12 protein-coding genes, 1 tRNA gene and 1 other RNA gene are annotated in these 14842 nt (G+C 55.9%); 12 read left to right on the forward strand and 2 right to left on the reverse strand.

Features of this window, described 5'->3' with window-relative positions; genetic code table 11:
- Positions 1–109 precede the first annotated feature (109 nt).
- Positions 110–197: transfer RNA gene (locus M2118_RS08560), tRNA-Ser, on the reverse strand.
- A gap of 109 nt (positions 198–306) precedes the next feature.
- Between M2118_RS08560 and ffs the strand changes: the two genes are divergently transcribed.
- From ffs to M2118_RS08615, 11 genes are all read left to right on the forward strand, one after another.
- Positions 307–403, forward strand: an RNA gene (ffs, locus tag M2118_RS08565) — signal recognition particle sRNA small type.
- A 73-nt stretch (positions 404–476) separates the two neighbouring features.
- The gene (locus M2118_RS08570) at positions 477–2483 is read left to right on the forward strand and encodes a DNA polymerase III subunit gamma and tau (protein ID WP_280795528.1); all 2007 of its coding nucleotides are present in this window, start codon (positions 477–479) and stop codon (positions 2481–2483) included.
- A gap of 2 nt (positions 2484–2485) precedes the next feature.
- Positions 2486–3082 (forward strand): recombination mediator RecR, encoded by a 597-nt coding sequence (recR, locus tag M2118_RS08575; RefSeq protein ID WP_280795529.1) that lies wholly within the window; start codon positions 2486–2488, stop codon positions 3080–3082.
- A 104-nt stretch (positions 3083–3186) separates the two neighbouring features.
- On the forward strand, positions 3187–4452 hold the full coding sequence (locus tag M2118_RS08580; protein ID WP_280795530.1) for an aspartate kinase: 1266 nt from the start codon (positions 3187–3189) through the stop codon (positions 4450–4452).
- Positions 4449–5510, forward strand: a complete 1062-nt coding sequence (locus M2118_RS08585; protein WP_280795531.1) for an aspartate-semialdehyde dehydrogenase — start codon at positions 4449–4451, stop codon at positions 5508–5510. The genes M2118_RS08580 and M2118_RS08585 overlap by 4 nt, the downstream gene beginning before the upstream one ends.
- 121 nt (positions 5511–5631) lie before the next feature.
- Entirely contained in the window at positions 5632–7107 is a 1476-nt protein-coding gene (locus M2118_RS08590) for a malate:quinone oxidoreductase (RefSeq protein WP_280795532.1), read from the forward strand.
- 47 nt (positions 7108–7154) lie between these two features.
- Complete coding sequence (locus M2118_RS08595) at positions 7155–8357, forward strand: sensor histidine kinase (RefSeq protein ID WP_280795533.1); 1203 nt, start codon at positions 7155–7157, stop codon at positions 8355–8357.
- Positions 8350–9447, forward strand: coding sequence for a hypothetical protein (locus M2118_RS08600; protein WP_280795534.1), 1098 nt, complete (start codon positions 8350–8352; stop codon positions 9445–9447). The genes M2118_RS08595 and M2118_RS08600 overlap by 8 nt, the downstream gene beginning before the upstream one ends.
- Positions 9437–10093, forward strand: a complete 657-nt coding sequence (locus tag M2118_RS08605) for a DNA-binding response regulator (RefSeq protein ID WP_280795535.1) — start codon at positions 9437–9439, stop codon at positions 10091–10093. Before M2118_RS08600 ends, M2118_RS08605 begins: the two co-directional genes overlap by 11 nt.
- Positions 10093–10755: a thymidine kinase gene (locus M2118_RS08610; RefSeq protein ID WP_280795536.1), complete on the forward strand. Its 663-nt coding sequence runs from the start codon at positions 10093–10095 to the stop codon at positions 10753–10755. Before M2118_RS08605 ends, M2118_RS08610 begins: the two co-directional genes overlap by 1 nt.
- 8 nt (positions 10756–10763) lie before the next feature.
- Positions 10764–12077 (forward strand): UDP-glucose dehydrogenase family protein, encoded by a 1314-nt coding sequence (locus tag M2118_RS08615; protein WP_280795537.1) that lies wholly within the window; start codon positions 10764–10766, stop codon positions 12075–12077.
- Here the strand turns inward: M2118_RS08615 and murJ are convergent, their stop codons facing one another.
- Complete coding sequence (gene murJ, locus M2118_RS08620; protein ID WP_280795538.1) at positions 12078–13694, reverse strand: murein biosynthesis integral membrane protein MurJ; 1617 nt, start codon at positions 13692–13694, stop codon at positions 12078–12080. It abuts the gene before it with no gap.
- A 67-nt stretch (positions 13695–13761) separates the two neighbouring features.
- Between murJ and M2118_RS08625 the strand changes: the two genes are divergently transcribed.
- Positions 13762–14838 carry a lipid II:glycine glycyltransferase FemX gene (locus M2118_RS08625; protein WP_280795539.1) on the forward strand — a complete coding sequence of 359 codons (1077 nt, stop codon included), beginning with the start codon at positions 13762–13764 and terminating at the stop codon, positions 14836–14838.
- Positions 14839–14842: the final 4 nt, after the last annotated feature.

Genomic DNA, 14842 nt, shown 5'->3' on the forward strand with positions numbered 1-14842 from the left:
CGGGGAATACCAAATCGATCCACACAAGAACTATCAACCCAAGAAATAAAAAGACACCTGAACCCCGTTTCGGGGGTTCAGGTGTCCACGATGTCCTGGAACATCACATTGGCGGAAGATGGGGGATTCGAACCCCCGAGGGCGTTAACCCAACACGCTTTCCAAGCGTGCGCCATAGGCCACTAGGCGAATCCTCCTGATGGCCCGCCTGCTTTCGCAAGAGGACAACTTGAATATTCTAACCGCTAGTTAAGGGTGCTGACGAACTGACGTGGAGAGCACTCGGCCTTGTGCTTTACACTTGTAACTGGCTCCTCGCGTGGCGCCACCCAGGCCAACTCCCCCAGGACGGAAACGTAGCAAGGGTAACCGGGCTCTGGCGGGTGCGCGAGGGGTCCTTTTTATTGCGCTCAGGGCATGTGTCTAAACACCTTGAACCTGGTCTCGTTGTCTGTTCTGGCAACTACGATTGAACTGTGGCTACCGCACTGTATCGCCGTTACCGGCCTGAATCATTCGCTGACGTTATTGGACAATCCCACGTCACCGATCCTTTGATGACGGCGCTGCGCACTAACCGTGTGAACCACGCCTATCTCTTCAGCGGCCCACGTGGTTGCGGTAAGACGACCTCTGCTCGCATCTTGGCTCGCTGCCTCAACTGTGCTGAAGGCCCCACGGATACTCCCTGCGGCAAGTGCCCCAGCTGTATTGAACTCTCTCGTGACGGCGGTGGTTCCCTCGACGTCGTTGAAATTGACGCCGCCAGCCACAACGGTGTCGACGATGCACGTGACCTGCGTGAACGTGCCGTCTTTGCTCCCGCTCGTGACCGCTACAAGATCTTCATCCTCGATGAGGCCCACATGGTCACCCCGCAGGGCTTCAACGCGTTGCTCAAGTTGGTGGAAGAACCCCCTGAGCACGTGAAGTTCATCTTCGCCACGACCGAACCCGAAAAGGTCATCGGCACGATTCGCTCGCGTACCCACCACTACCCCTTCCGCCTGATTCCTCCAGCACAGATGCTCGAGTACTGCGAGAGTCTCTGTGTTTCCGAGAAGATCGCGGTTGAACCTGGTGTTCTGGCGCTGGTTGTTCGCGCCGGTGGCGGATCTGCTCGTGACACTCTTTCTCTGCTTGACCAGCTCATTGCCGGTTCAGAAAACGATGCCGTGACCTACGAGCGTGCAGTTTCTCTCTTGGGTTACACCCACAGCGCACTGTTGGATGAAGCAGTAGATGCGCTCGCCGCAGGTGATTCAGCTGGTGCATTCGCTGCCGTTGATCGCGTGATCCAAACCGGGCAGGACCCCCGCCGCTTTGTGGAAGACCTGCTCGAGCGTCTGCGTGATCTCATTCTTGTTGCTGCCACTGGCGCCAACGCTAATGCTGTGCTGCGCGGAATCCCTGCCGATGAACTCGAGCGCATGCAGGCCCAGGCCAAGAACTTTGGCTCCGCTGAACTCTCTCGTGCTGCGGACGTGGTGAACTCGTCGCTCACCGAGATGACCGGTGCTACCTCACCACGTCTACACCTCGAGCTCATGATTGCTCGTCTACTGGTTCGTGCAACGGGTGGAGCTCCAGCTGTAGCTGTCGCACCAGTTGCTTCAGCACCAGCAGCTCCTGCAAAGCCTGCAGTAGCACCTGCCCCTGCACCCGCACCTAAGGTTGAGGCTCCCGTTGCCAAGCCTGAGCCGGTCAAGGAAGCTCCTGTTGTGGATGAGCCCAAGGTTGTTGTTCCAACCGGTCCTGTGGGAACTCGTGAACTACTTGAGGCATGGCCTGCTGTGCTGGAGAAGATTCAGGCGAAGAGCCGTGCCGCATGGTTGGTTGTTGTCTCTGCTCAGGTTCGTTCTCTGGAAGAGGACGTCCTCACCTTGGTATTCAGTAACGAGGCAGATGCTGCCTCATTCCGCCCCCAGAAGGGCGTGCCCGGAGGAGTCCACGAGATTCTGCGTCAGGCCATCATCGACACTCTCGGTGTTCGTGTGGCGTTCAAGGTCTCCAGTGATTCCTCTGCAACTGCACCTATTGACCGTCTGACAGAGACCGGTTCAGTTCCGGTTGCTGAAGCCCCGGTGAACGCTCCTCGTGAGTTTGCCACTCCTGCAGCTAAAGCACAGGTCGAGGAACCCCCTCTTCCTGAAGAGCCACCTGCTGATCTAGATGAAGAGCCCCCCTTCGAAGAGGCAGCACCGCCCGCCTCAGATGATGGCTGGGATGTTGTGGCCATTCCCGGTGGGGGAGCTCCTGCCGTTCTTGAGGATGAGACTGTCGTTGAAGAAGTCGTTGTTGTTACAGAGGTTGCAGCTCCCGCTGCACCTGCGGCCAAGAAGCTCACTCCTGAGCAGAGTGCACAAGAAGATGCCCGCTACGGTGAGGCCGTTGTGCGTGAGCTGCTAGATGCCAAGTTCATCTCAGAAGAAGTAACCGAACCTATTGCTGTTGTTTCCTCTGAGCCTGCTGACGAGGCTTAGTCATGTATGACGGCATAGTTCAGGAACTCATTGATGAGCTCGGCAGACTTCCCGGCATTGGCCCTAAGTCAGCGCAACGTATTGCGTTCCACATTTTGCAGACAGAATCCTTTGATGTCTCCCGCTTGTCCTCAGTTCTTGTAGAGGTCCGTGAGAAGGTCAAGTTCTGCGAGATCTGCGGCAATGTCAGCGAAGAAGTCACCTGCGGCATCTGCCGCGATCCTCGCCGCGATCCCACTTTCATCTGTGTGGTGGAAGAAGCTAAGGACGTTGTTGCCATCGAGCGCACCCGTGAATTCCGTGGTCTGTATCACGTGCTCGGGGGAGCAATCAGCCCTATTGATGGCATTGGTCCTGATGACCTGCGCATTCGCCAGCTCATGACCCGTTTGGCTGATGGCACCGTGATGGAAGTCATTATTGCGACCGACCCCAATCTCGAGGGTGAAGCAACAGCGACCTATCTTTCTCGTCTTCTCAAGACCCTAGAAATCAAGGTGTCACGTCTGGCTTCGGGTCTTCCTGTGGGTGGAGATTTGGAATACGCCGACGAAGTGACGCTCGGTAGGGCTTTCGAAGGTCGCCGCACCGTTTCTTAGACGGTATTGGTGGGGTCAAAACCGCCTAAAATCTGCCGGTAGAATAGAGTTTCCAGCTCGTGAGAACCGTAGCCGCGAGCATATTCCTTCAGGAGTTATCAACCGTGAGCTTGATTGTGCAGAAGTTTGGCGGATCTTCCGTTGCAGATGCTGAGAGCATCAAGCGCGTCGCCAAGCGCATTGTCGAGACCAAAGAAGCTGGAAACGATGTTGTTGTCGTCGTTTCTGCAATGGGTGACACTACTGACGAGCTGATGGACCTTGCTAACGAGGTTGCCAGTGATCACGCACCTCGTGAGCTCGACATGCTCCTCACCGCAGGTGAACGTATTTCCATGGCACTGGTTGCCATGGCAGTTCGTTCCCTCGGCCACGACGCCAAATCTTTCACTGGTTCACAGGCCGGCATGATCACCGATGCTCAGCACGGTACTGCGCGCATCGTGGAGGTCACTCCAGGCCGCTTGCGTGAAGCAGTGGCAGAAGGCAACATCGTGATTGTTGCGGGATTCCAGGGCTTCAACCGTTCTACCGGCGACATCACCACACTCGGCCGTGGTGGTTCTGATACCTCTGCTGTTGCCCTTGCTGCTGCTTTGGATGCCGATGTCTGCGAGATTTACACTGACGTGGACGGCGTCTTCACCGCTGACCCTCGCGTTGTTCCCAACGCGTCCAAGATTCACCGCATCTCCAGTGAAGAAATGCTGGAGTTGGCAGCTAGCGGTGCCAAGGTTCTCAATATTCGCGCAACCGAATATGCACGCCGTCACGGCGTGACATTGCACGTGCGCTCCTCGTTTGTGTCGAACGAGGGAACAATTGTCTACAACCCCACGGAGGGAGAAACAGTGGAAGAGCCCATCATCACCGGTGTTGCCGGGGACCTGAGCGAAGCAAAGATCACCGTTGCCGGTGTTCCCGACGTTCCAGGTAAGGCTGCGCAGATTTTCACCGTTGTCGCAGCTGCTGACATCAACATCGACATGATCGTGCAGAACGTCTCTTCAGGCGGCTCCGGTCAGACCGACATCTCCTTCACCCTCCCCACCGCAGAGGCAGATGACGCACTGGCTGCCTTGAAGGCAGCACAGTCCGACATTGGATTCTCTGACCTGGCTCTGGATGAGAACATTGGCAAGCTCTCCGTGGTCGGTGCCGGTATGCGTACCAGCTCGGGTGTTTCTGCTCAGCTGTTCACTGCCCTCTTTGAAGCAGGCGTCAACATCGACATGATTTCTACCTCCGAGATTCGCATCTCGGTCATCATGCGTGCTGACCAGCTCAACGAAGCACTGCGGAAGGTGCACACCGCTTTCGGTCTTGACTCTGATGTTGAGGCTGTCGTCTACGCAGGAACCGGCCGATGACCGTCATCGCCCCCGAGGGGCTCAACATTGCCGTGGTCGGTGCAACCGGCCAGGTTGGCAAGGTCATGCGTCGTCTGCTCGAAGAGCGTAACTTCCCCGTGAAGTCCATCCGCTACTTTGCATCTGCTCGTTCGGCAGGAACTGTTCTCCCATTCGCCGGTCATGACATCGTCGTGGAAGATGTGGAAACTGCTGATCCTTCGGGCATCGATGTTGCACTCTTCTCTGCTGGGGCAACTGCATCCAAGGCACAGGCTCCTCGCTTCGCTGCTGCTGGTGTGACTGTTGTCGACAACTCTTCTGCTTGGCGCATGGACCCCGAGGTTCCACTCGTGGTCTCCGAGGTCAACCCTCACGCCATCAAGCAGGCAGTCAAGGGCATCATTGCCAACCCCAACTGCACCACCATGGCAGCAATGCCAGCACTCAAGGTCCTCCACGCTGAAGCTGGCCTCGAGCGCATGAGCGTAACCACCTTCCAGGCAGTGTCTGGTTCTGGTCTTGCTGGTGCTGAAGAGCTCGCGAACCAGATTCGTGCAGCCGTTGACCAGGGCAACCTGGAAGACCTCGTTCACGACGGTTCTGCTGTGACCTTCCCCGCACCGGTGAAGTATGTGAAGACCATCGCGTTTGACGTTGTTCCTCTTGCAGGTGCCATCGTCGAAGACGGTCTCAACGAAACCGATGAAGAGAAGAAGCTGCGTAACGAGAGTCGCAAGATCCTCGAGATCCCAGGTCTCTTGGTTTCTGGTCTCTGTGTTCGTGTTCCTGTGTTCACCGGTCACTCGCTGTCCATCAACGCAGAATTCGGCAAGGCAATCTCGCCTGAGCGCGCCCTGGAACTGCTCGCAGACGCTCCCGGTGTTCAGCTGGAAGACGTTCCCACGCCCCTCCAGGCCGCAGGTGCTGACCCCAGCTTTGTTGGTCGTATTCGCAGCGATGAGACCGTTGATGGCGGCCGCGGGCTGGCTCTGTTTGTCAGCAATGACAACCTCCGCAAGGGTGCTGCCCTCAACGCAGTGCAGATCGCAGAGCTGATTGCAGCAGACCGAGCCTAAGTAATTCGTATCTTCTGTCGAAGGCCATCAGGATGCGTTCCTGATGGCCTTCGTCGTTGCTCCCGGTAGGTGGGAATGAGGACAGGGGTAGTGGAGGGTATTCACGCGTAAACTGGCGGATGTGAATGCAAAGACGGTTGATGTTGCCCTGATTGGTGGCGGAATCATGAGCGCGACTCTCGGCGCTCTGATTAAGCAATTGCAACCCGACTGGAGCATCCAGGTTTATGAACGCCTCGGTGAGGTTGCTCAGGAAAGCTCGAACCCCTGGAACAACGCTGGTACTGGTCACGCGGGTCTGTGTGAACTGAACTACATGCCTGAGGCTGCCGACGGTTCCGTCGAGCCTTCCAAGGCTGTTGCCATCAACGAGCAGTTCCAGGTTTCACTGCAGTTCTGGGCACACATGGTTGCAGCAAAGATGCTTGATGCACCCACCAGCTTTATCAACTCCACCCCACACATGACTTTCGTCTGGGGCGAGGCCAACGTGGAATACCTGCGCAAGCGTTTCGCTGCGCTCAAGGACGAGCCGCTGTTCGCCGGTATGGAGTACTCCGAGGACCCCAAGGTCATTGGCAAGTGGACTCCCTTGCTCATGGATGGTCGCACCGGCAACGAGCCCATCGCAGCAACTCGCATCACCGCTGGTACTGACGTGGACTACGGATCGCTCACCAAGCAGCTCTTGAACTTCATCACCTCCAACGGAGCCAAGCTTCGCACCGAGACTCAGGTGACGTCGCTCAAGAAACTTCATAACGGGCACTGGCGCCTCAAGCTCCGTGACTCAGTTGGAAACACGCCTCACACCATCACCGCGAAGTTTGTCTTCGTCGGTGCCGGTGGTGGCGCACTGTCACTTCTGCAGAGCGCGGGAATCAAGGAAGCTAAGGGCTTCGGCGGATTCCCCATCTCGGGTCAGTTCCTCCGCACCACCAACCCTGCCATCGTGGCTCGCCACCAGGCCAAGGTCTATGGCAAGGCGTCGGTGGGTGCACCACCTATGTCTGTTCCACACCTCGACACTCGTGTTGTCGATGGCGAGAAGTCACTGTTGTTTGGTCCCTTCGCAGGATTCACTCCTAAGTTCCTCAAGGCAGGTTCATGGTTTGACCTTCCCGGTTCCATCCGCGTGAACAACATCATGCCGATGCTTGCCGTGGGTGCAACCAACCTGGACCTGCTGAAGTACCTGATCGGTGAAGTCGTAGCGAGCCCCCAGAAGAAACTGGATGCCCTGCGCGAGTTCTTCCCTGATGCTCAACACCCAGACTGGGAGCTCATCACTGCTGGTCAGCGCGTTCAGGTCATGAAGAAAGACCCCAAGAAGGTCGGCATTCTCCAGTTTGGTACGGAAGTTATTGCCGCCGCTGACGGTTCTATCGCTGGTCTGCTCGGTGCTTCTCCTGGAGCTTCTGTGTCAGTACCCGTCATGCTCGATGTGCTCAAGCGCTGCTTCCCCACTGAGTTTGCTGGTTGGGAACCCGAGATCAAGAAGATGATTCCAAGCTTCGGAACGCGTCTGTCTGACAAGCCTGCTGTGGCCAAGAAGTCTTTTGCTGCCTCGGCAAAGACACTCAACCTCTCCGCATAGGGAAGACTGGTCGTAAGTAGACGACATTCTTCAACGGGGGCGGTGAGATGCAGTTAGGAATTCCAGCACAGCTGGCACCCGTTCTGTTCGCGCAAGCGCTCTCTCGACTGTTCTTGGTTTACTCGGCCTATGCCGTCATCTTTGCTGAAATCCTGCTGATTCTGGCCGGCTGGCATGAAGCCAATGCGTGGGTGATGTGGGCAGGGTTCTTAGTGGGGTTCCCTGGCTTCGTGCTCTGGCGCCTGATGTTCACTCCGCTCTCTCCCCTTTCTGCCTCGCTCTACATCTTGTTTCTTTCAGCGACCTTGGTGTTGGCAACGTGGGCCGTATTGGCGACAATGCCTGATGTTGAATCCACCCTGTTCTTACCGTTCTCACTTCTGGGCTTCGCGCTCATCACCGCCTGCGGTGTTGCAGCACGAGTGCGCGACCGTGTGCTCTGGGCATCGTTCGGTTTTGCCATGGCCAACCTGTCACTCTTGCTCGGGGCATACCTGGCTGGTAAACCGTATGAGTTTGATCTGAGACTGCTGCTGGGTTTTGGTGTAGTTCTCGCAGCCGTCATCTCAACTCCTCGACTGCTCGCTTCCAATACAAGATTTCAGATCACGTTTGATCACAGCGCTGAATCAGTTGCCTCGGATGCGGAACGACTGGAAAACACGAGAGCCGTAGCTGCGAGGCTCCATGACACTTTGCTGGCCAACTTGGCCGTGATTGGTTCCACCAAGCCAGGTATGTTGCAAGACCCGGTTCGTGAGGCGATTGAAAACCAACTCGCCTTGTTTGAGACGAGCGACTTTGGTAGGCAGTCAGGTTCTGAAGCACTTGCTCAGAATTCCTCTACAGAACTTGAACAGTTAATGGCAGTCATCTCTGGGGCTGAGGCCCGGGGGCTCTTGGTCAACCTTGGTGGTAATCCTTCTGCGATTAACTCATTGACGAGTGAGCGGGTTGACGCATTGAACGCTGCTTTGGCACAGTGCTTGACGAATGTGCAACTGCATTCTGGGCAAAACGCCGTGGAGGTCGTCATCCTTCCTGCCGGAGAAAACCTTGCTGTCACCATTATTGACGGGGGCAGTGGCTTCAACGTGGATCAGGTTCCTGAAGATCGAATGGGCCTCAAGCTTTCGGTCAGAGACCGCATTGAACAATGTGGTGGACGCGTGCGCTTGTGGTCGAATGAGGGCCAGGGCACCGCGGTGATGCTTCAACTTCCGGTGAGCGTGGAGGCGAGCGATGCGTAGACAAGAACGCACAATGCAACAGCTCGATCCTCTTGCGGCAGGTACGAGCTGGGATGTTGTCGTCACTTTCAGCTTGATTACGTGGGCATATGCCGTCATCGTGTCTATTTCGAGCTATGGCTATACCGATAACCCGCTGTTCTTGACGATTGCTTTGGTCATACTCACCGTCGCGATTTCTTATCACCTGTGGTCAGCTGCACCTCAGCATGCTCCTTACCGTCGACGTAACTATGTCATTGTGGTGTTCCTCACCATCGGTGCCGCGGTGTTCCAAATCGGGTCGGATGGAACCGGGTCTATCTCGATGCTCACTGAGTGGGGCCCGATAGCGGTTGCCCTCATCTTTGCGTCAGCCAGCGGATATCGATCATTACCGGATCAGTACTACGCCGGACTAGCCGCCGTGGTGACCCTCCTTGCCGCACTCGGTTTGGATGGTTTGCATCACTCACTTCCTTTAGGTGCGTTCTACTTCAGCGTCTCCGGCGTGACCCTGGTCGCCATCGTGGTGTTGGGACAAGCGAGCTACACCTACAAAGCCAGCCGAATCCTGATGGCGTGGCAGAAGACGGTGAACGAGACTGCAGTCGAACCGGGTGAAATCAACGATGTGGACATTGCAGGTCCTTTGACCCGCGAAGCCCGTGACATGTTGGTGAGCCTGCTCTCCAGTGGTCGTGTGACCGATGCTGACAATGAGCGCGCCAGGGAACTCGCCGGCAAGATTCGTGCCGAACTCGTTCTTCTGTCGGACCAAACCTGGGTGGAGCGTTCAGGTTGTACCCTGCATGACCCTGAAAAAGTACTCAACAAGTTTGAGCTTTCAGCACAGTCAGCAATCTCTGCTCTCATCACGGGGTTATTCGAGGCAGGAGTGGAGGATCTCCAGATCTCTCTGCGCACAGAGCCGTACACAACCAGATTGTCGTGCGTGATTCAGGGAACTGAAAAAGAAGAGACCATCACCGGGGGCAAGCTGCGCACCCATGTCTCCTCATTCTTGCGCGTGATGTATGTCGTTTTCGAAGATGTGCGATTTATCAACAACGATGGTCAAGTGAATGTGATGTTCTACTATGCAAAATAAACCCGCTGTTTCCCTCACCATCCTCGATGACCACGGCCTGCTCGTGGATAGCCTCTCCAGTTGGTTCGCTGGCAATGCTCCAGACTTCTCGGTTGGAGTGGCAGAGACATCGTGGGCAGGGTGTCTTGCCAATACGGCTTTCCCTTCCGATGTTGTGCTGATGGACTATCAACTTGCGGAGCCCGTTTCGATTGAAGCTCGTGTATTGACGTGTAAAGCTGCAGGCTCAAAGGTTGTGGTGATGAGTGCTCTTGCCAGCCCAGAACTCAACGAACGTGTGCTTGCCTCAGGTGCTGATGCTTTCTTTGATAAGTCCACCTCGATGAATGTGGTTGCAGCACGGATGCGCACCCTGCTCGGCATGGCGCAGATCGCCTCAGAATCCAGTCATTCAGCCGATTCTGGCTCCACTCAACACGCCGAAGAGCAGGTCAAGCCACGCCTCAGCGCAGGTGAAGAACAGGCGTTAGTCCTGTATTGCCGGGGGTTAGCGACCAAAGAGGTTGCGGATGCCATGAATGTTCAGTTTGAGACGGCCAAAACGTACCTCAGACGTGCACGTGAGAAGTACGCTAGAGCAGGTAGACCCGCGTCCCGGCGGGCAGATTTGGTTCGGCGTGCAGCCGAGGATGGATATTTGACCTAATGGCCAAGCTTTATTTCCGTTATGGCGCGATGAACAGCGGCAAGAGCACCCTGATGCTCCAGGCGGCGTATAACTACGAAGAACGTGGTCACAACGTTGTGTTGTGTAAGCCTGAGATTGACATCAAGGGCGACAAGGGAATCCTGTCGCGTTTGGGTATCAATCGTAAGACCGACTTCGTCATTGGCACCGACAGCGATCTGTATGGTCTCTTCCAGCACGAGCGTGATGAAGTCATCCGTAAGACCGGTGCAGACGTCAAGTGTTTGCTCGTAGATGAAGCTCAGTTCTTGTCCGAAGCTCAGGTAGACGACCTACTGCGTATTGCCCTCTTGGAAGACGTTCCTGTCTTGGCTTTCGGAATTCGTACCGACTTCCAAACAGTTGCTTTCCCAGGTTCTCGCCGTCTGCTTGAAATCGCACACGAAATTGAAGAGCTGAAGACAATTTGCCGTTGTGGCAAGAAAGCCATCTTTAACGCACGTAAGTACAACGATCGATTCATCTTCGATGGTGACCAGCTTGCTATTGACGGTATCGCAGTGAGCTACGAGCCTCTCTGTGGTAACTGCTACCTCAACGAGAGCAACGGCGTGCTCAACGCAGGTCGTCGCCAGTGGCCAGTGGCATACTCCTTCGAGCCTGACCCCGACTTCAGCTAGATCACGCCATGCGCGTCTCTGTCATTGGCTGCGGCTATCTCGGCGCTGTGCATGCAGCAGCGATGGCTGACCTTGGACACGAGGTTATTGCTGTTGATGTTGATGCAGAGAAGGTAGCTGCACTCAGTGCGGGTAATGCTCCGTTTTTTGAACCGGGCTTGCCCGAAATTCTGAATTCATCCCTCGCGTCTGGGCGACTGAGGTTCACCACAGATATTTCTGAGGTTGAGGGATCGCAGCTTCACTTCATCGCGGTAGGCACTCCACAAAGCGACGACAGCGGCGCTGCCGACATTCGCTTTGTGGACGCAGCTATTGACGCCCTATTGCCCCATCTCGGCCCTGCTGACGTTGTTGTGGGCAAGAGCACGGTTCCTGTCGGAACAGCCCAGCGTTTGGCAGAGAAACTCTTATCTGCTGGTTCCTCGGCAACACTGGTGTGGAATCCCGAGTTTTTGCGTGAAGGGTTCGCTGTCAAGGACACCTTGTCACCTGACCGCCTCGTCTTCGGCATTGCCGAAGGCGCCGGTCAGAAGGAAGCAGTTGCTGCCCTACGTGAGGTTTATGCGACAACGATTGCTGCGGGCACGCCCGTCGTGGAAACCGACCTCGCCACAGCAGAACTGGTCAAGACTGCAGCGAACGCTTTCCTGGCAACCAAAATCAGCTTCATCAACGCAATGAGCGAGATTGCTGAAGCAACCGGAGCCAATGTCACCGAATTGGCTGATGCCATTGGCTATGACACTCGCATCGGACGTCGCTTCTTGAACGCTGGTGTGGGCTTTGGTGGCGGATGTCTCCCTAAAGACATCCGTGCCTTCTCAGCACGTGCTGAAGAACTTGGCTTGGGCTCCTCAGTTGCTTTCCTGGATGAAGTGGATGCCATCAACCTGCGTCAGCGTGAGCGAGTCATTGCTCGTGTGATCGCAGATGCTGGCGGGGATCCGGTTGATCTCAAGGTTGCTGTGTTGGGTCTCGCGTTCAAGCCACAGTCTGATGATGTGCGTGACTCACCTGCACTGGACGTGGCACTCGGTCTGGCTGAAGCAGGGGCGAACGTCATTGCATTTGACCCCGAAGCTATGGGCCCTGCCCAGAAGCGCTTCCCTGAGCTTGTTGTTGCAGACAGCGTGCAGCAGGCACTGCTGGATGCCGACATTGCTGTTCTCGTGACGGAGTGGCCAGAGTTTGTTCAGCTTGATCCTCGAAACGTGGGGGACCTGATGGCACACAAGCGCATCGTGGATGCACGTAATGTTCTCGACCCTGCCGCCTGGCGTGCTGCAGGCTTCCACTACAGCAGCTTGGGCCGACCCTAACTAAGAACGCTTTAGCTTGCCCTTGACTTGCGCCATGAGCTCGGCTATTTCACCGGAGCGCAGCAACCATAACGTGGCGATGTAAATGCTGCCCAGAATTGCCGCATAGATGATGCTTTCAATGATGGCGACAGCAAGGTTGTCAGTGTCGATATAGACAGCACTGAACTGCAGCATGAAGAATCCGGCAACGACGGTGGGGATTACGGCAATGCCGTATTTCACATGGCTGACGAATACGCGCTTGCCGTCGATGCCGCCGATTTTCTTGCGTAAGAACATCAGGCCAACAGCGACCTGAATGATGGTGGCAATGGTGAAAGAGAGTGCCAGCATTGCAGCCACTGATTCAACGGGCGAGAACGCCAACACAAGCAATGAACCGGTGACGAATAACCCAATCTGCAACACCGTGAAGTAGAACGGGGTTCTGGTGTCGTTGAAGGCAAAGTAAGTGCGCTGGATGACAAAGAGCATGCCGTAGGGGGTCAGGCTCAAGATATACATCATGATGACCACGGCAAGGGCAGCAATATCTGCCGGCTTGGCACCATCCATCAACACCAGAGCGATGAAGGGGGCGGTGACGAAGATGATGGCAGCAGAGCCAGTCATGACTAGGCCGATGACGCGCAAAGCTGCAGAGATATCAGAGCGCATTTCTTCAGGCTTATCGTTGCGAGCATGTTCAGCAAGACGCGTGAAGTAGGCAGTGCCAATTGAGAAGGCCAAGATCGAATAGGGGAGCATGAAGATCAGCCAGGCATATTGCAGGGCAGCAACTGATGCTCCCTTACCGGAGGCGGTGCTGGCCACGTTGGTGGTGACAATGCCTCCGAGCTGCATCACAATGACGGTGGCTAAAGACCAGCCGGCAATCTTGCCGAGGGTGCCAAAGCCCACGCCGCGCCAGACGAAATCCGGGCGGTAGCTGATTCCTGCCTTGCGCCAGGCGACAGAGAGAATGACAGCCTGCGCTGCAACACCCAGTGTCGCACTTCCCGCGAGAAGCGCAATTTGGCCCGCGTTCCAGTCGTCAACACCTCTATTGCCGTCTGGGTCCGCTCCGAAGATCACGATGTAAATCACCAGGCCGGTGATGGCAACGATGTTGTTGAGTACAGGAGCCCAGGAGGAAGGGCCAAAAACTTTCTTGGCGTTGAGCACCTCACCAAGAATGTTGAACAGGCCATAGAAGAAGATTTGAGGCAAGGCCCAGTAGGCAAAGCCAACAGCGAGAGCCAGCTGCTCAGGTGACCACGCCATGGCATAGAGACGAACCAGCAACGGTGCGAGAACCATGGCAAGAGCAGTGATGGCAAAGAGGAACACCATTGCAATGGTGACGAGCTTGTTCACATAAGCACTGCCGCCGTCATGGCCGGTCATGGCCTGAACAATCTGTGGCACCAACACAGCGCTGAGAACTCCACCGATCAGCACCATATAGACGCTGTTGGGCAGCATATTTCCCACCGCAAACGAGTCAGCACCCACAGATGCGGTCACACCGATTGCGGTGGCAAGGACCATAGCTTTGACAAAGCCCAGGACACGCGAGGCGGTCGTTCCAACCGCCATTAGGGTGCTCGCCCGGGCAATTGTGGAAGAAGCCATGAGTGGTTTTCCTTCCGTTGCTTGGGCCTCAGGGGAGGGCCGTAGTCCTTGCTCTAAGCTTAGTTCGATGACTCTTCCAGTGCGCTTCGCGACCGACGCAGAGATTGCCAATTGGGACAATCTAGTTATTGCTAACCCCGACCACGGGTCGATGTATCAGGCGGAGAGCTTCGCGATTGCGAAAGCCTTGGGTGGCTGGAAGCCACTACATCTCATCTTCAATGAGGACAACACTGAGGCTGCGCCTCGTGTTGCCGGACTGTTTATTGAGCGCAGCATCCCAGGCCTGGGCAAGATTTGGTATTCACCCACCGGACCAGGTTTCGGCACTGCTGAGCAGGTGGCGGCAGTTGTGCCAGCGCTGAAAGAGTTTGCTGCTCAACACGGAGTATTTCTGGTCAAGCTTGAGTCGGAGCTGATTTATTCGGAGCAAGCAGACAAGACTCTTCGTTCTGCAGGTCTGGTCAATGTGGACAACGTCCAGCCCATCTCGTCAACCGTGATGCTTGATCTCACCCCCGACATCGACACCATTTTGGCTGAGATGCCTCAAAAGGGTCGCTACGCAATCCGCCGTGCCGCCCGCGATGGTGTAACGGTGGCCGAGGTTCCCTTGACCGAAGAGAACATGCGCACCATGTACAAGCTTCTGGGTGCCACCGGGGACGACGCGGGCTTCATGATCCGCACTTACGAGTACTACGTCTCGTTCTGGAATGAATATGCCAACCGTGACCAGGGCAAAATGTTCTTCGCCTACGTCGATGGGGAGGTTGTCGCTGGGGCATACACCGGCTGGATGGGCTTCAAGGCTTGGTACAAAGACGGTGCCTCAATCCGTGACCGCAAGGCCTATGGCGCCAGCCATGCCTTGCAGTGGCACATCATCGAATGGCACAAGGCTCGCGGTCAGGCCGTCAGCTACGACATGATGGGTTGCCCACCAGCAGATCAGCTCAAAGATCCTTCACACCACCTCCACGGCATCGGCATGTTCAAGACCAGTCTCAGTCCCATCGTGATTGACCGGGTAGGAACCTATGACCTAGTTGTTGACGCGAAGAAAACTCAACTGTGGAACAAGTTCGGCTTCCGCATCGCGGGCAAGTTGAACAGAATGTTCCGCAAAGAGGTTTATTTCTAAGCTG

Source organism: Aurantimicrobium minutum, assembly GCF_029892845.1.
Lineage (GTDB): Bacteria > Actinomycetota > Actinomycetes > Actinomycetales > Microbacteriaceae > Aurantimicrobium > Aurantimicrobium minutum_B.